This window comes from Paraburkholderia haematera (assembly GCF_905220975.1).
Lineage (GTDB): Bacteria > Pseudomonadota > Gammaproteobacteria > Burkholderiales > Burkholderiaceae > Paraburkholderia > Paraburkholderia haematera.
Genome location: NZ_CAJNBK010000002.1, coordinates 91889 through 108361, shown reverse-complemented (window position 1 = coordinate 108361; position 16473 = coordinate 91889). Strand labels below are relative to the sequence as shown.

The window sequence follows — 16473 nt, the reverse complement described above, 5'->3', positions numbered from 1 at the left end:
CTGACAATACCGGACGCCGCGTCGAAATGCCGCACCAGTCGATCGGGCACACGAACACGAAGAATGACGCTGCGCCGGCACCCCGAAATCGTTACTTTTCATCCTCTCTTCTCTCTCATCTAGCGTATGGAAACGAGCTTCGATAAAAGTGCCCTCGCCGGCGCCCCAGCGTCTCCCGCGGGTTCCGACACGCCGGCCACCGCGGCGCAGCCGGCCGCTAAAGTCCAGCGCACGGTTTACTCCGTGCTGGGCGCGATCAGTTTTTCACACCTGCTCAACGACATGATCCAGTCGTTGATTCTGGCGATCTACCCGATGCTGAAAGACAACTTTTCGCTGTCGTTCGGGCAGATCGGGTTGATTACGCTGACCTACCAGATCACCGCGTCGCTGCTGCAGCCGTTGGTCGGCAGCTATACCGACAAGCATCCGAAGCCGTATTCGCTGCCCGTCGGCATGGGCTTCACACTCTGCGGCCTGTTGCTGATGTCGGTCGCGCCGAGTTTCGGCGTGCTGCTGGTCGCGGCGGCGCTGGTCGGCTGCGGTTCGTCGGTGTTCCATCCGGAATCGTCACGGGTGGCGCGCATGGCGTCGGGCGGCCGCCACGGTCTGGCGCAATCGCTGTTCCAGGTGGGCGGCAATGCGGGTTCGTCGCTCGGGCCGTTGCTCGCCGCGTTGATCGTGATTCCGCACGGCCAGCGCAGCATCGCGTGGTTCTCAGTGGCGGCGCTGGTCGCGATCGTCGTGCTCACTCAGATCGGCCGCTGGTACAAGCAGCATCCGTCGGTGAAGAAGGTACGCGCGCAGACCGCTCACGCCACGCTCTCGCGCAACCAGGTCACGTTCGCGATGGGCGTGCTGATCCTGCTGGTGTTCTCGAAGTATTTCTACCTCGCCAGCATCAACAGCTATTTCACGTTCTATCTGATCGACAAGTTCCATCTGCCCGTTCAGGCGGCGCAGATCCACCTGTTCGTGTTCCTCGCGGCGGTCGCGGCGGGTACGGTAATCGGCGGTCCGATCGGCGACAAGATCGGCCGCAAGTATGTGATCTGGGTGTCGATCCTCGGCGTTGCACCGTTCACGCTGCTGCTGCCGTATGCCAACCTTTTCTGGACCGGCGTGCTGACGGTGATCATCGGTATCGTGCTGGCTTCGGCGTTCTCAGCGATCCTTGTCTATGCGCAGGAACTGATCCCGGGCAAGGTGGGAATGGTCGCGGGCCTCTTCTTCGGCTTCGCGTTCGGCATGGGCGGGGTCGGCGCTGCCGTGCTCGGGCAGTTGGCCGACGCCACCAGCATCACCTATGTCTACAAGGTCTGCTCGTTCCTGCCGCTAATCGGCGTGCTGACGGTGTTTCTGCCGAATGTCGAAGGCAAGCGCGCGAAAGCGTGATGAGGCTTCATCGGACGTGAATGAGGAAAAAGGCGCTGCGGCGCCTTTTTTCTTGCCCTCGCGCTCATGGTGAACCCGCGTTGTCCGCACGGCCGCGCGTGCTCTATGCTTGTGCGGATGGTCGCACCGCTTTCTCGCCAAATCCAACCGCCGTACGACTCGCCAACCGTTCGCTCACGCAGCAGAAGGATCGCCGCCGATGACCACCTACCGCGACTTCCACCGCCGTTCGATCGAGAACCCCGAAGACTTCTGGCGTGAACAGGCGCAACGGATTCATTGGCAAACGCCGTTCGATACGGTGCTCGACCGCTCGAATCCGCCGTTCGCGCGCTGGTTCGTCGGCGGCCGCACGAATCTATGCCATAACGCGGTGGACCGGCATCTGGCCGAGCGCGCGCAGCAGAACGCGCTGGTGTACGTGTCGACAGAAACCGGCATCGAGCGGCGCCACACCTACGCCGAGCTGCACGCGGAAATCAACCGGATGGCCGCAGTGATGCGCTCGCTGGGCGTGAAGCGCGGCGACGTGGTGCTGCTCTATCTGCCGATGATCCCCGAAGCCCTGTTCGCGATGCTCGCGTGCGCGCGGCTCGGCGCGATTCACTCGGTAGTGTTCGGCGGCTTCGCGGCGCCCAATCTGGCGGCGCGCATCGACGATGCGAAACCGGTGCTGATCGTAACCGCCGACGCCGGCGCACGCGGCGGCAAGGTGATCGACTACACGCCGCTGGTGGACGAGGCGCTCGCGCGCGCAACCCACAAGACGCCGCGCGTGCTGCTGATCGACCGCCAGCTCGCGCCCGAGCGCCTGAACGCAAGCTACCTGGTCGCCTACGAGCCGTTGCGCGAACAGTTTTTCGACGCACATGTGTCATGCGAATGGCTCGAATCGAACGAGCCTTCGTATGTGCTGTACACCTCGGGCACCACCGGCAAGCCGAAAGGCGTGCAGCGCGACGTCGGCGGCTATGCGGTGGCGTTGGCGGCGTCGATGGAACACATCTTTCAGGGCAAGCCCGGCGACACGATGTTCACCGCGTCGGACGTGGGCTGGGTGGTCGGCCACAGCTACATCGTCTATGCGCCGCTGATCGCGGGCCTCACCACGGTGATGTACGAAGGCACGCCGATTCGTCCGGACGGCGGCATCTGGTGGCGCCTCGTCGAACAGCACAAGATCAATCTGATGTTCACCGCGCCGACTGCGCTACGCGTGTTGAAAAAGCAGGACCCGGCGCTGCTGAAAAAATCCGATCTGTCGAGCCTGCGCACGCTGTTCCTCGCCGGCGAGCCGCTCGACGAACCGACGGCCACATGGATCACCGACGCGCTCGGCAAACCCGTGATCGACAACTACTGGCAGACCGAAACCGGCTGGCCGATGCTGGCGATTCCGCGCGGCATCGAAGCGCTGCCCACCAGGCTCGGCTCGCCGGGTGTGCCGTCGGCCGGGTTCAATCTGACCTTGCGTAACGAACTGACGGGCGAGCCCTGCCCGACCGGCGAAAAAGGCGTGCTCACGCTGGAATATCCGCTGCCGCCGGGCTGCATGTCGACGGTGTGGGGCGACGACAAGCGCTTTATCAGCACGTACTGGTCGAGCATTCCGAACCAGCAGGTCTACTCGACCTTCGACTGGGGTGTTCAGGATGAAGACGGTTACGTGACGATCCTCGGCCGCACGGACGACGTGATCAACGTCGCCGGCCACCGGCTAGGCACGCGCGAGATCGAGGAAGCGTTGTCGAGCCACGCGGCGGTCGCGGAAGTGGCCGTGGTCGGTGTGACCGACGCGCTGAAGGGTCAGGTCGCCATGGCCTTCGTCGTCGTGCGAGACGCGCAAGCCTACGCCGACGACAAGGCGCGAGCCAAACTGGAAACCGAACTCACCGCCACGGTCGACCGCCGTCTCGGCGCGATTGCACGGCCGGCGCGCGTCGTCGTGGTGTCGATGCTGCCGAAGACCCGCTCGGGCAAGTTGCTGCGCCGCGCGATTGCGGCGCTCGCGGAAGGACGCGAACCGGGAGATTTGCCGACAATCGAGGATCCGTCGGCGTTGCAGCAAGTGCGCGAGGCGCTGGGAGACGCAACGAAGCACTAGTCAGCGCCCGGGACGATCATGCCGTGAACGGGCGACGCACTCGCGCGCCGCTGGTTCGATTTGCCGCAATTGGGCCGGCTGATCGGCACGCTGCGCGTCCAGGGCGAGCAGGTCACGCCACCCGGCGCGCCTGCAGAAACCGCGTCAGAATCGCATTCGAATACGTCGCGGCGATCTCCGTGAGAAACGACACGAATGATTGCGGCGCGTGATCGTCGGCGGTGTCGGAAATCGTGCGGACCACCGCGCATGGCACGCCATACTCGTAACAGACCTGCGCGATCGCCGCGCCTTCCATCTCGACCGCGAGCGCATCCGGCAGCGCATCGCGCAAGGCTTTGACGCCCGTTGCGCTCGCGACGAACTGGTCTCCGCTGATAATCAAGCCGCGATGCACGCGCGGCTCGCGCGTGCCGAAGCGCGCCGCCGCGGCGGTGCCCTCTTCAGCGACAAAACGCTCGCAGGCCGCGGCCAGTTGATCGGCGAGCGCCTCATCGGCCGCGAAGCGCGATACGCCGAGCAGCGGCACCTCGAATCGAGGAAACAATGGCGACGCGTCGAGATCGTGCTGCATCAGCACGTTGGCGACGACGATATCCCCGACCCGCACCTCGGTTCCTACTCCACCCGCGACACCTGTGAACACGACCGCTTCGACATCGAACGCGTGGATCAAGGCGCTGACGGTGGCCGCCGCCGCGACCTTGCCGACGCGCGCCAGTGTCACGACGCAAGGCGCGCCGTGCACGGTGCCGAGGTGATAGTCACGCTGACCGTGGGTGATGGTGCGTACGCCGGATTCGGCGCGCATTGCTTCGATCAGATCGCCGAGTTCCTGCGGCAAGGCCGCCAGAATGCCCAGCGGACGATGCGAGACCGGTGCGCCTGCGCCGTCCGCCCCCACCCCTACTGCGTGTATCCCGCCCGTGCTCATTCGACCGCCTGCAATTTGGCAACTGCGAGCGCCAGCCATTTCTCGCCGTGCCGCTTGAATTTGACCTGGGCCTTGGCATCCGTGCCGCCGCCTTCGAGCGCCGTGATCGTGCCTTCCCCGAACTTGGTGTGGAACACCTGCTGCCCGACGCGGAAACCTGTTTCCGCCGCGCGCTGTTCGTTCGCAAAGGCCGGCAACGGCGCCGGCGTGGACGACGAAGGACCCGTGTAACCCGGCCGCGCGAACCAGTCGCGACCATAGCCGGCGTTATCCGATCGGCCGCCCCAACGCGCGCCCGCCTCGACCTTCGGCGTGAGCCATTTGAGGGTTTCCTGCGGCAGTTCGTCGAAGAAGCGCGAGCGGATGTTGTAGCGCGTCTGGCCGTGCAGCATCCGGCTCTGTGCAAACGACAGATACAAACGCTCCTTGGCCCGCGTGATCGCCACGTACATCAGACGGCGCTCTTCTTCGAGGCCATCCGACTCCATCGCGCTGTTTTCATGCGGGAACAGCCCTTCTTCGAGCCCGGTGATGAACACCGCCGTGAATTCGAGGCCCTTGGCCGCGTGCACCGTCATCAACTGCACGGCTTCCTGACCGGCTTGCGCCTGGTTGTCGCCCGCTTCCAGCGATGCGTGCGACAGGAAACCGGCGAGCGGCGTCATCGTGTCCGGGTTTTGCGCCGGATCGGCAATGCCGGGTGCGTCCAGCACGACGATATTCGGATCGTCGGTGGCGACGGCCAACTCGGGCGCCGCGGTCGCGCCTGGGCGCAGCGGAATCGAGCGCGCCGGCGTATCCATGCCGTAGCCTTCTTCGCTGACGAAAGCCGCTGCCGCGTTGACCAGTTCCTGCAAGTTCTCGAGACGATCCTGGCCTTCGCGTTCGTTCTGATAGAACTCCGTGAGACCGCTCGTACGAACCACGAATTCGACCGTTTCCGGCAAGCTCATCTGCTGCGTTTCCGCGCGCATCCTGCCAATCAGGTTCGCGAAGCTGGCAAGACTCGACCCCGCCTTACCCGCGACATACGGAATCGCCGCGGCCATCGAGCAGTTGTACAGACGCGCCGCATCGGCAAGTTGCTCGATCGAGCGCGCGCCGATGCCGCGCGTGGGGAAATTGACGACGCGGGCGAACGCGGTGTCGTCGTTCGGATTGTCGATCAGGCGCAGATAGGCGAGCGCGTGCTTGACCTCCTGGCGCTCAAAAAAGCGCAAACCGCCGTACACCCGATACGCGATGCCCGCATTGACCAGCGTGTGTTCGATCGTGCGCGACTGCGCGTTGCTGCGATACAGGATGGCGACTTCGCTGCGCGACGTGCCGGTGCTGATCAGTGCCTTGATTTCCTCGACGATCCAGCCGGCTTCCTGCGTGTCGGTAGCGGACTCGTAGACGCGCACCGGTTCGCCGTGCCCCGCGTCGGTACGGAGATTCTTACCCAGACGCCGCGAATTATTGGCGATCAGCTGATTGGCCGCATCGAGGATATGGCCGTGCGAGCGATAGTTCTGCTCGAGCTTGATCATGTGCCGGACGTTGAACTCGTGTTCGAAGTCGCGCATGTTGCCGACGTTCGCACCGCGGAATGCGTAGATCGACTGGTCGTCGTCGCCGACGGCGAAGATCGAGTTGGTCTGCCCGGCCAGCAACTTCAGCCACGCATATTGCAGCTTGTTGGTGTCCTGGAACTCGTCGACGAGGATGTGCCTGAAGCGTGCCTGATAGTGAGCGCGCAGCGGCGGATTGTGCGCGAGCAGTTCGAAGCAGCGCAGCAGCAGTTCCGGAAAGTCGACGACGCCTTCGCGCTGGCATTGCTGGTCGTAGGCTTCGTAGAGTTCGACGAATTTGCGGTTGAAGTTATCGGTGGCGTCGACGTCTTTCGGCCGCAGGCCTTGTTCTTTGGAATTGTTGATGAAGTACTGGAGATTTTTCGCCGGGTACTTTTCATCGTCGATGTTGAGGCCCTTCATGAGACGCTTGATCGCGGAGAGCTGGTCCGCGGTATCGAGGATCTGGAAGGTGGCGGGCAGGCCCGCGTCACGATGGTGCGCGCGGAGCATGCGGTTGCACAGGCCGTGGAAGGTGCCGATCCACATGCCTCGCGTGTCGATTGGCAAGAGTGCCGAAAGACGCGACATCATTTCGCGGGCGGCTTTATTGGTGAAGGTCACCGCGAGGATGGTGGCGGGGGACGCCAGACCGTGCTGGATCAGCCACGCGATTCGCGTGATGAGGACGCGGGTTTTGCCGCTGCCTGCGCCGGCAAGGATGAGCGCTGGCTCGTTGGGGAGCGTGACGGCGGCGTGTTGTTCGGGGTTTAGATTGGCTAGCAGATCGGGCATTTTTTGGGAGGACGGCGAGGGCGTTCGACATTATATGCCCCTCCGGGGTTGCGGTTTTTTTGGGGTTTTTTTGGGTTTTTTCCTGCGCGGCGCTTTCTGGTTGTCTGCCTGCGGCGACGGGCTCTATTTGGCTTTTTTTGCCTCCGTGGCGCTTTTTTTTGTGTGCCTGCGGCGTTGGGATTTCTGTGGTTTGTTTGCCCGCTCGGCGCTTTTTTCTGTATGCCTATGGTGTTGGCCTTTTCTTGATTTGTTAGTGGTCTATTAGCGTTGCCCCTGTGCGGGGCGGCACTCACTTCTCTTTGCCGGCCGCAAAGAGAAGTAAGCAAGAGAAAGCGGCTCAAACCGCTAATTCTTAAGCGGGGCCCCCGCACAGCCACGGTAGTGGTGCATCTGGAATCCGTGTTCTCGCACACTCCGCGTGAGTGACAAAGCAGTCATTCTTCCGGCGGCGCTGCGCGCGCCGACACGGTAGTTCATCAAACGTGCGCTATTGCGGACGTCCAGCGCCGCCCCTTCAAACGGCGTGCTGCTGCCTGCTCCTAGCGGAAATTCGCTAAACCACCAGCGGTCGCCACACCCACTGCTCTGCAATTAAGCCGATTGCTGTTTCGGGCCTTGGGGGGCGCAGATGGCTGCTAGCGCATCCGCCGGCACGCCTACAGCCAGCCGGCGTTTTCAGCGCATGGCCGGTCCCCACGCAAGCAAAAAGAATCCAGCGGTCCTTAGCGAACCCTTCCGGCGAGCACGTAGTGCGAGGCGGGAAGTATGAATGCCTTGTCACTAACGCGAAGTGTGCGGAAACACAGATTCCAGATGCACCACTACCTCCTCCAAGCCAGGGGACCCGCTTATGAGCTGGCGGTTTGAGCCGCTTTCTCTTGCTTACTTCTCTTTGCGGCAGGCAAAGAGAAGTGAGTGCCGCCCCGCACAGGGGCAACGCTAATAAACCACTAACAAAGCAAGGAAAGGCCAACACCATAAAAACACCGCCGAACAGACGCTGAACAGGCAAAAACCCACCCCAAAACCGCCCCCCAAAGCCCCCCGCGCGCAGCGCCGCTTATAATCGAGCATTCTTTGCATCTACCAGCAGACCGACAAATGAGCGAGACCCCGAGCGACCCGACCTCCACGCTTGCCAAAAGCTTCGAGCCCCACACCATCGAAGCCCACTGGGGCCCCGAATGGGAAAAGCGCGCCTACGCGCAACCCACCTTCGACGAGAACAAGAAAGACTTCTCGATCCAGTTGCCGCCGCCGAACGTCACGGGCACCCTGCACATGGGCCACGCGTTCAACCAGACAATCATGGACGGCCTCACCCGCTATCACCGTATGCTCGGTGAAAACACCCTCTGGGTGCCGGGCACGGACCACGCAGGCATCGCCACGCAAATCGTCGTCGAACGTCAACTGGACGCCCAAGGCGTCTCGCGCCACGATCTCGGCCGCGAAAAATTCACCGAACGCGTCTGGGAATGGAAGCAGCAATCCGGCTCGACCATCACGAATCAGGTGCGCCGCCTCGGCGCCTCGATCGACTGGTCGCGCGAATACTTCACGATGGACGACAAAATGTCGGCCGCCGTGCGCGACGTCTTCGTACGCCTGTATGAACAGGGCCTGATCTACCGCGGCAAGCGCCTCGTAAACTGGGACCCGGTTCTGCTCACCGCCGTCTCCGACCTCGAAGTGGTCAGCGAAGAAGAAAACGGCCACCTCTGGCACATCCAGTATCCGCTCACGGACGGCTCGGGCCATCTGACGGTCGCCACCACGCGCCCGGAAACCATGCTCGGCGACACCGCGGTAATGGTCCATCCGGAAGACGAACGCTACGCGCACCTGATCGGCAAAACGATCACGCTGCCGCTCTCCGGCCGCGAAGTCCCGATCATCGCCGACGACTACGTCGACCGCGAATTCGGCACCGGTGTGGTCAAAGTCACGCCCGCACACGATTTCAACGACTATCAGGTCGGCTTGCGCCACAAGCTGCCGATGATCGAAATCCTCACGCTCGACGCGAAGATCAACGACAACGCACCGGAAAATTACCGCGGCCTGGACCGTTTCGAAGCCCGCAAGCAGGTTGTGATGGACCTCGAAGCGCTCGGCGCACTCGAATCGGTCAAGCCGCACAAGCTGATGGTGCCGCGCGGCGACCGCACGGGCGTCGTGATCGAGCCGATGCTGACGGATCAATGGTTCGTCGCCATGAGCAAGCCGGCGCCGGAAGGCACCTTCAATCCGGGTAAATCGATCGCGGAAACGGCGCTGGACGTGGTGCGCAGCGGCGAAATCAAATTCGTGCCGGAAAACTGGTCCACCACTTATTACCAGTGGCTCGAAAACATCCAGGACTGGTGTATCTCGCGCCAACTCTGGTGGGGCCATCAGATCCCGGCGTGGTACGGCGAAAACGGTGAAATCTTCGTCGCCAACACCGAAGAAGGCGCGCGCGAGAAGGCCGCAGAAGCCGGTTACACGGGCCCGCTCAAGCGCGATGAAGACGTACTCGACACCTGGTTCTCATCGGCGCTGGTGCCGTTCTCGTCGCTCGGCTGGCCAGCCGAAACGCCGGAACTGAAGCACTTCATGCCCTCGTCGGTGCTGGTCACCGGCTTCGACATCATCTTCTTCTGGGTCGCGCGCATGGTCATGATGACCACGCACTTCACAGGCAAGGTGCCGTTCGACACGGTCTACGTGCACGGTCTCGTGCGCGACGCCGAAGGCCAGAAGATGTCGAAGAGCAAGGGCAATACGCTCGACCCGATCGATATCGTCGACGGCATCGAACTCGACGCGCTGGTCGCCAAGCGCACCACCGGCCTGATGAATCCCAAGCAGGCTGCGTCGATCGAAAAGAAAACCCGCAAGGAATTCCCGGACGGCATTCCGGCGTTCGGCACGGACGCGCTGCGCTTCACCATGGCGTCGATGGCCACGCTCGGCCGCAACGTCAACTTCGACCTGGCGCGCTGCGAAGGCTATCGCAACTTCTGCAACAAGCTGTGGAATGCCACCCGTTTTGTGCTGATGAATTGCGAAGGTCACGATTGCGGCTTCGGCAAACCCGAACAATGCGGCGAGTGCGGCCCGGATGGGCATCTGAATTTCTCGGCGGCCGACCGCTGGATCGTGTCGCGCCTGCAACGCGTGGAAGCGGAAATCGCCAAGGGTTTCGCCGACTATCGTTTTGACAATGTGGCCAACGCCCTATACAAGTTCGTGTGGGACGAATACTGTGACTGGTATCTCGAACTCGCCAAGGTTCAGATCCAGTCCGGTCAGCCGAACCAGCAGCGCGCCACACGCCGCACGCTGCTGCGCGTACTGGAAACGGTGTTGCGCCTAGCGCATCCGGTGATTCCGTTCATTACCGAAGCGCTGTGGCAAAAAGTTGCACCGTTGGCGGCTCGTTACCCCGAAGGCAAAGCCGAGGGCGAGGTGTCCATTATGGTGCAGCCCTACCCCATTGCAGAACCGTCCAAGATCGACGAAGACGCGGAGCAATGGGCGGCCGACCTGAAAGCAGTGATCGATGCGTGCCGGAATCTGCGCGGCGAGATGAATCTGTCGCCGGCGGTCAAGGTGCCGTTGCTCGCTACCGGCAACGCGGAGCGCTTGCGCACCTTCGCACCGTACGCTCAGGCGTTGGCGCGTTTGTCGGAGGTGCAGATCATTACCGACGAGGCAACCCTTGATGGACAAGCAGATGGCGCGCCAATTGCTATCGTAGGCAATGACAAACTCGTGCTGAAGGTGGAAATCGATGTCGCCGTGGAGCGCGAGCGTCTGTCGAAAGAGATTGCGCGGCTTGGCGCGGAAGTCATCAAGTGCAATGCCAAGCTGCAGAATGAAAGCTTTGTTGCAAAGGCGCCGCCGGCGGTCGTTGAGCAGGAGCAGAAAAGACTGGCAGAATTCGAAACCACTATCGGCAAGCTGAAAGCCCAATTGGCTCGTTTGCCAGCCTGATCGACGCTCCGTATCCGCCCGTTGCGGGCGGGCACGGATCAAATGCTAAACCAGAGGATTCAGGGTAATAACATGCTAAAAGTTACAAAGGCAGTCTTTCCGGTAGCAGGTCTTGGCACCCGGTTCCTCCCTGCCACGAAGGCAAGCCCGAAGGAGATGCTGCCGATCGTCGACAAGCCGCTGATTCAGTACGCGGTGGAAGAGGCAATGGCGGCCGGCATCACCGAAATGATCTTTGTCACGGGCCGCAGCAAGCGCGCGATCGAGGACCATTTCGATAAGTCATACGAAATCGAGGCCGAACTCGAGGCGCGTGGCAAGCAAAAGCTGCTGGAGCTGGTGCGCAGCATCAAGCCGAGCCACGTGGACTGCTTCTACGTGCGCCAACCGGAAGCGCTTGGCTTGGGCCATGCGGTGATGTGCGCCGAAAAGCTGGTGGGCGACAACCCGTTCGCCGTCATCCTCGCGGACGACTTGCTTTACGGCAAGCCGCCCGTGATGACGCAGATGATCGAGGTGTTCGACCACTATCACAGCTCGGTGATCGGCGTCGAAGAGATCCCGGCCGCGGAGACGAAGTCGTACGGCATCGTCGACGGCAAGGAGTGGGAAGACTCGATCATCAAGATGTCGGGCATCGTCGAAAAGCCGGAGCCGGCTGTTGCGCCATCGAATCTCGGCGTCGTGGGCCGCTATGTACTGAAGCCGCGGATTTTCGAACATCTGCGCGCGCTGAAGCCGGGCGCGGGTGGCGAATTGCAACTGACGGACGCGATTCAGTCGCTGCTCGCCGACGAACAGGTGCTGGCGTACAAGTACCACGGTACGCGATTCGACTGCGGCAGCAAGCTGGGTTATCTGAAGGCGACGGTCGAGTTCGCGCTGCGCCACCCGGAAGTGGCGGCCGATTTCGAAGAATATCTGCGTACCCGTTCGCCGGTGCTGGAAGGCTGAGCAATGGGACAGCCGCGCAGAATTCCTTGCGCTGTCAGCCTCTCGCGATAAGCGTCAGTCAGACGTAAAAAAGGCGCTGTGCACCGCATTTGCGGGCACAGCGCCTTTTGTTTTGGGGGCCGAGGGGCACCGTCAAGTGGAGCCTGCCTACGGGGCGCGCGGCCAGGAGTGTTTGGCCAAGGGCGCCTCTCACCGGGGACGCCTCTAGTCGCGCCTGACTCGGTGCGTGAGGTTTTCTTCACACGCGAGCTTTGAAACGCGCATTTCAGCGGCGCTTCATCAAAAAGGTAAAAACCTTGTCGTGCGCCGAGCTTTCGACGATCTCGTTGCCGGTTTGCTTGGCGAACGCGGCGAAATCGCGCTGCGAGCCGGGATCGGTGGCAAGCACCTTAAGAATCTGGCCGCTTTCCATGTCGGCGAGCGCTTTCTTGGCACGCAAAATGGGGAGCGGGCACATCAGCCCGCGCGCATCGACTTCCTTGTGAATCTGAATTTGCATCGACGATGACCTTCGGGATGAGGCGTCTTTGCACGACGCCGGGGAGAGGGTCAAATTCTACAGCAGGCGGGGGGTTGCCGCCGGGAGGGGGCCGGTTTGGGCTTTTTCTTGAATTGGGGTTTGGGCTTTTTCTTGAATTGGGTGCCTGTTCGGGGCTTTGTCTGTCTGTGTTTTTATGGTGTTGGCCTTTCCTTGCTTTGTTAGTGGTCTATTAGCGTTGCCCCTGTGCGGGGCGGCACTCACTTCTCTTTGCCGGCCGCAAAGAGAAGTGAGCAAGAGAAAGCGGCTCAAACCGCTAATTCTTAAGCGGGTCCCCCGCGCAGCCACGGTAGTGGTGCATCTGGAATCCGTGTCCTCGCACATTCACCGTTGGCGACTAAGGGCTCATTCGCTCCCACTCCGCACTGCGTGCGTCGCGGATGGGTCTGCATGGGAATCCAGGGGCTTCGGTTGTGGGCGGTGGGAGCCATCGGCTTCGCCTCGGCGCGGAGGAACTGAAAAGGAAACACAGGACTTCGGTCGAGGTCAGTGGTGGTCGCCGGCCCTGCCGCGGCGAAGCGCAAAAAATATATCCGTTTGTGAATGTGCTACACGGCGCTCCGCGCGGCGACAAGCAGTCGGAGCGCATGCAGGTGTAAATTCGCACTTCGAATGAAGCACCAGCGCATTCGAGCAACGTTGGGGATGCACCGGCGAATCGCGGCGGCGGGTGAAACTCGCACGAAACAACTAAACAGATGGTTCTATGAAATACGCGTCGGCGCGCGCAGCGCCGCCGGAAGTATGAGCGCCTTGTCACTCACGCGGAGTGTGCGGGAACACGGATTCCAGATGCACCACTACCGTGGCTGCGCGGGGGACCCGCTTAAGAATTAGCGGTGTGAGCCGCTTTCTCTTGCTTACTTCTCTTTGCGGCAGGCAAAGAGAAGTGAGTGCCGCCCCGCACAGGGGCAACGCTAATAAACCACTAACAAAGCAAGGAAAGGCCAACACCATAAAAACACCGAAAAACAAAGCGCCGAGCAGGCAACAAACCAGGAAAATCCCGCCGCCGCAGGCATACAAAAAACCAATGCGCCGCGAAGGCAAAAAACCCAAGCCCTCTCTTAATCACAAAACAACAGCCTCCCCACTCTGAAGCGACTGCCGCAACGCCATCCCAATACGAGTCGCTTCAAGCGCATCGGCCAGCGTGGCCCCTGCTTGCACGCGAGCACCAGCACCAACGCCACCCACAGCATCAACAAACGCCCTCGCCTCATACAAAAACGCATCCTCAAACCGATCAAAAAACGTCGCCGTACATTCATTCCGAACGCCCGTGGCATCATAAATCTCAACACGATTAGCCCGCGGATTACGCCCAATGGCAAGCGCGCCACCCGTGCCAATCACTTCGCTATGCGTATCATTCCCATGTGCCTGCGTCCTCGACGCATAAAACATAGCAAGCTTCCCGTCCTCGAACTCGCAGATCGCCACACCATTATCGACGTCACCAAATTCCCGCAGCCCCTCGTGCAACGCAACCGCACCCGCCGCGAACACGCGCTTCGCGCGCGGCCTACCCAGCAACCAGCGCGCAACATCGATATCGTGCACGGTGCAGTCCAGAAAAATACCGCCCGAGGTCGCCGCGAAACGCACAAAGAAACCATCGGTATCGTTCTGATCAGTAGTCTGCGAGCGCACCAGAAAAGGCCGGCCGATCACACCAGACTGGATCTTGTCGAACGCATCCTTGTAGCTCGGATCGAAGCGCCGCATAAAACCGATAGTCGCCTGCAGATGCGGATAGCGCGCAGCTTCGGCCAAAACGCGCTCGCACTCGGCAAGATCCAGCGACAACGGCTTCTCGCAGAACACATGTTTGCCCGCACGCAACGCGTCAATAATCTGCTGCGCATGCAACGACGACGGCGTGACGAGCCACACCGCATCCACATCGCGATCGGCGAGCAGGTCCGCGTAGTCGTCGTAAAGACGCGGTTCGGGCAGCGCCTCGCGTGCCCATGCCCGTTCCTCTTCCACCGGACTGCACGCGGCCACGAGCGCCGCACCCGGCACGCGATACGCCAGATTCTCCGCGTGCCGTTTGCCCAAGCGTCCCAAACCGACAACACCCAAACGAAGCCGCCCAGTCGCCGCCATCATCACAATGCCTCACCCAGTTTCACCGCGCGACCCTCGCGCCACGAGCGGGTCGCGGCATCGGCAAGTTCGAGCGCTTTCAGGCCGTCGGCAACAGTGGTTCGCACCGGCTTACCGTGCGTGACAGCGTCGAAGAAATGTGCGATTTCCAATGCGTACGCCGCCCGATAACGCTCGAGAAAAAACGCCTCGGGCACGTCGCTCGATACTTCGGTTTTCGAATACGCAGTGACTTCAGTGGGCCGAACATTGCCCGCTTGCAGCATGCCAGTGCTGCCGAGCACCTCGAATCGCTGGTCGTACCCGTAAGCCGCACGCCGCGCGGTGTTGATCTGGCACAGACGGCCACGCTTCGTGCGAATGGTCACCGCGGTCGAATCGATATCGCCCGCTTCGGCAATCGCCGGATCGGACAGACAACTACCGGTGGCGTGCAGCGTGTCGGCTTCGTCGTCGAGAATCCAGCGGAAGATATCGAAGTCGTGAATCAACATGTCCTTGAAGATGCCGCCCGAATGCTTGATGTACTCGACCGGCGGTGCGCCCGGATCGCGGCTCGTCACCACCAGCATTTCAGGCGTGCCGATTTCGCCCGCGTCGATACGCGCTTTCAACGCGGAAAATGTCGGATCAAAGCGGCGCTGAAAACCGATCATGCAAACCACACCCGCATGCCCAACCGCCTCTGCGCACGCGCGCGCACGCTCCAATGTCAGGTCCACCGGTTTCTCGCAGAACACATGCTTCTTCTGCGCAGCGGATTTCATGATCAGATCCGCGTGCGTGTCCGTGCTCGAACAGATCACCGTCGCGCCGATCGACGCATCGCCCATCGCGCCATCGATATCCGCAACCTGCGCGCCATGCTCGGCGGCCAGCGCCGCAGCCGCCTCGCGATTCACATCGACCACATACTTGAGCCGCACACCCGGTTGCCGTGCCAGGTTCGCCGCATGAATCTTGCCGATACGTCCCGCGCCAAATACGGCTACGTCGATCGTCTTTACCGCGTCAGTCATCGTATCCTCCAGTGTCTTTGGATTCTTCAACGTTCAGTTCGAGCTTGTACGCGAGCGCAATGAACAACGCCTGGCACAAGCAGATCGTGCTGGTCAGCGAGCGGAACGCAAACGCGCTGCCCTCTTTCACATACAGTTGAGTGGTGGCGTAACGCGCCAGCGGAGAAAGTTGGCTATCCGTAATAACCAGCGTCTTCGCCTGGTGATGATGCGCGACACGCAGGCAATACTGCGTTTCCTTGCCATACGGGGCGAAGCTGATCGCGATCACCACGTCGCCCTTCTTCACGCTGCGAATCTGTTCGCGGTACATGCCGCCGAAACCGGACACCAGATGCACGCGCTTAGGCGTGTGCTGCAACGCGTAGACGATATAGCTCGCCACCGGAAACGAGCGCCGCACACCGATCACGTAGATGTTGTCGGCCTGCTGCAACATCTTCACCGCGGCATCGAATTGCGCGTCGTCAAGGCCTGCTTCGAGTTCTTCCAGGCCACCGCGCGAGGCCGCGATGAATTCACGCGCCACTGCGCCGCCGGATAACGCGCCAGGTTTCTCGTCGATCAGCTTGCGAATCCGCTGCTGATAGCTCGGCGACGAGGTGCCCTGACCCGTATAAGCCTGGCGAAACACCGCCTGCAAATCGGAGAAGCCAGAAAAACCGAAGCGCTGCGCAAAGCGCACCACCGCGGACGGATGCACGCCGCAGCTCGCGGCGATGTCGCTGGTGCGATCCACCATCACGCTCGAACGATGCTGCTCGATATACGTCGCGACGTTTTTCAACTGACGGGGCAACGCCTCGTAGTTTTCCGCGATGCGTTGCATCAATTCTTCGACGCTCGGCAAGTCTTCTGTGCTCTCTTCCGCCATGGCTCTCTCTTCGTTGCTTTATTGCAGTGCGCAAAGCGCATTCAGCGCGTGCCGCACAGCGTCCTGACGCTGCCGATTATAGGCAGGCACACGATCAAATGGAATGTATTTTCCATTTTTCTTTGCCATGAAATTTTCATTGCAACGCTTTGGAAGATGGCCTAATCTTGTTCGTGAGCGATGGTGCATCGGCTGACGCATGCCGCAACGCACG

At 61.4% G+C, this 16473-nt stretch carries 10 protein-coding genes; 4 read left to right on the top strand and 6 right to left on the bottom strand.

Annotated features, from left to right (window positions below; genetic code table 11):
• Window positions 1-126 precede the first annotated feature (126 nt).
• Together KHO23_RS04925 and KHO23_RS04920 are read left to right on the top strand one after the other, a co-directional pair.
• Window positions 127-1395, top strand: coding sequence for an MFS transporter (locus KHO23_RS04925; protein WP_211609923.1), 1269 nt, complete (start codon window positions 127-129; stop codon window positions 1393-1395).
• Window positions 1396-1504: 109 nt separating this feature from the next.
• The gene (locus KHO23_RS04920) at window positions 1505-3499 is read left to right on the top strand and encodes a propionate--CoA ligase (protein WP_407946035.1); all 1995 of its coding nucleotides are present in this window, start codon (window positions 1505-1507) and stop codon (window positions 3497-3499) included.
• Between the two features lie 112 nt (window positions 3500-3611).
• Here the strand turns inward: KHO23_RS04920 and KHO23_RS04915 are convergent, their stop codons facing one another.
• Window positions 3612-4433 (bottom strand): 5'-methylthioadenosine/adenosylhomocysteine nucleosidase, encoded by an 822-nt coding sequence (locus tag KHO23_RS04915; RefSeq protein ID WP_211609921.1) that lies wholly within the window; start codon window positions 4431-4433, stop codon window positions 3612-3614.
• Complete coding sequence (locus tag KHO23_RS04910) at window positions 4430-6781, bottom strand: UvrD-helicase domain-containing protein (protein WP_211609920.1); 2352 nt, start codon at window positions 6779-6781, stop codon at window positions 4430-4432. Before KHO23_RS04910 ends, KHO23_RS04915 begins: the two co-directional genes overlap by 4 nt.
• A gap of 1101 nt (window positions 6782-7882) precedes the next feature.
• On the opposite strand from KHO23_RS04910, the gene KHO23_RS04905 reads away from it, so the two are divergent.
• Both KHO23_RS04905 and galU read left to right on the top strand, forming a co-directional pair.
• Window positions 7883-10762, top strand: coding sequence for a valine--tRNA ligase (locus tag KHO23_RS04905; RefSeq protein WP_211609919.1), 2880 nt, complete (start codon window positions 7883-7885; stop codon window positions 10760-10762).
• A gap of 72 nt (window positions 10763-10834) precedes the next feature.
• A complete protein-coding gene (gene galU / locus KHO23_RS04900; RefSeq protein WP_211609918.1) occupies window positions 10835-11716 on the top strand; it encodes a UTP--glucose-1-phosphate uridylyltransferase GalU in 882 nt (293 codons plus the stop codon).
• A 265-nt stretch (window positions 11717-11981) separates the two neighbouring features.
• Here the strand turns inward: galU and KHO23_RS04895 are convergent, their stop codons facing one another.
• The 4 genes from KHO23_RS04895 to KHO23_RS04880 all read right to left on the bottom strand — a co-directional run bounded on the left by KHO23_RS04895 (window position 11982) and on the right by KHO23_RS04880 (window position 16259).
• A complete protein-coding gene (locus KHO23_RS04895) occupies window positions 11982-12209 on the bottom strand; it encodes a sulfurtransferase TusA family protein (RefSeq protein WP_027776570.1) in 228 nt (75 codons plus the stop codon).
• Window positions 12210-13325: 1116 nt separating this feature from the next.
• On the bottom strand, window positions 13326-14369 hold the full coding sequence (locus KHO23_RS04890; RefSeq protein ID WP_211609917.1) for a Gfo/Idh/MocA family oxidoreductase: 1044 nt from the start codon (window positions 14367-14369) through the stop codon (window positions 13326-13328).
• A complete protein-coding gene (gene iolG, locus KHO23_RS04885; RefSeq protein WP_211609916.1) occupies window positions 14369-15385 on the bottom strand; it encodes an inositol 2-dehydrogenase in 1017 nt (338 codons plus the stop codon). The genes KHO23_RS04890 and iolG overlap by 1 nt, the downstream gene beginning before the upstream one ends.
• Window positions 15378-16259 (bottom strand): MurR/RpiR family transcriptional regulator, encoded by an 882-nt coding sequence (locus KHO23_RS04880; protein WP_211609915.1) that lies wholly within the window; start codon window positions 16257-16259, stop codon window positions 15378-15380. Before KHO23_RS04880 ends, iolG begins: the two co-directional genes overlap by 8 nt.
• Window positions 16260-16473 lie beyond the last annotated feature (214 nt).

Bases quoted from the DNA above. Each gene is read 5' to 3' on its own strand.
- KHO23_RS04890 (WP_211609917.1), bottom strand. From the start codon at position 14,369: ATGATGGCGGCGACTGGGCGGCTTCGTTTGGGTGTTGTCGGTTTGGGA.
- KHO23_RS04880 (WP_211609915.1), bottom strand. From the start codon at position 16,259: ATGGCGGAAGAGAGCACAGAAGACTTGCCGAGCGTCGAAGAATTGATG.
- KHO23_RS04910 (WP_211609920.1), bottom strand. From the start codon at position 6,781: ATGCCCGATCTGCTAGCCAATCTAAACCCCGAACAACACGCCGCCGTC.
- KHO23_RS04925 (WP_211609923.1), top strand. From the start codon at position 127: ATGGAAACGAGCTTCGATAAAAGTGCCCTCGCCGGCGCCCCAGCGTCT.
- galU (WP_211609918.1), top strand. From the start codon at position 10,835: ATGCTAAAAGTTACAAAGGCAGTCTTTCCGGTAGCAGGTCTTGGCACC.
- KHO23_RS04905 (WP_211609919.1), top strand. From the start codon at position 7,883: ATGAGCGAGACCCCGAGCGACCCGACCTCCACGCTTGCCAAAAGCTTC.
- iolG (WP_211609916.1), bottom strand. From the start codon at position 15,385: ATGACTGACGCGGTAAAGACGATCGACGTAGCCGTATTTGGCGCGGGA.
- KHO23_RS04915 (WP_211609921.1), bottom strand. From the start codon at position 4,433: ATGAGCACGGGCGGGATACACGCAGTAGGGGTGGGGGCGGACGGCGCA.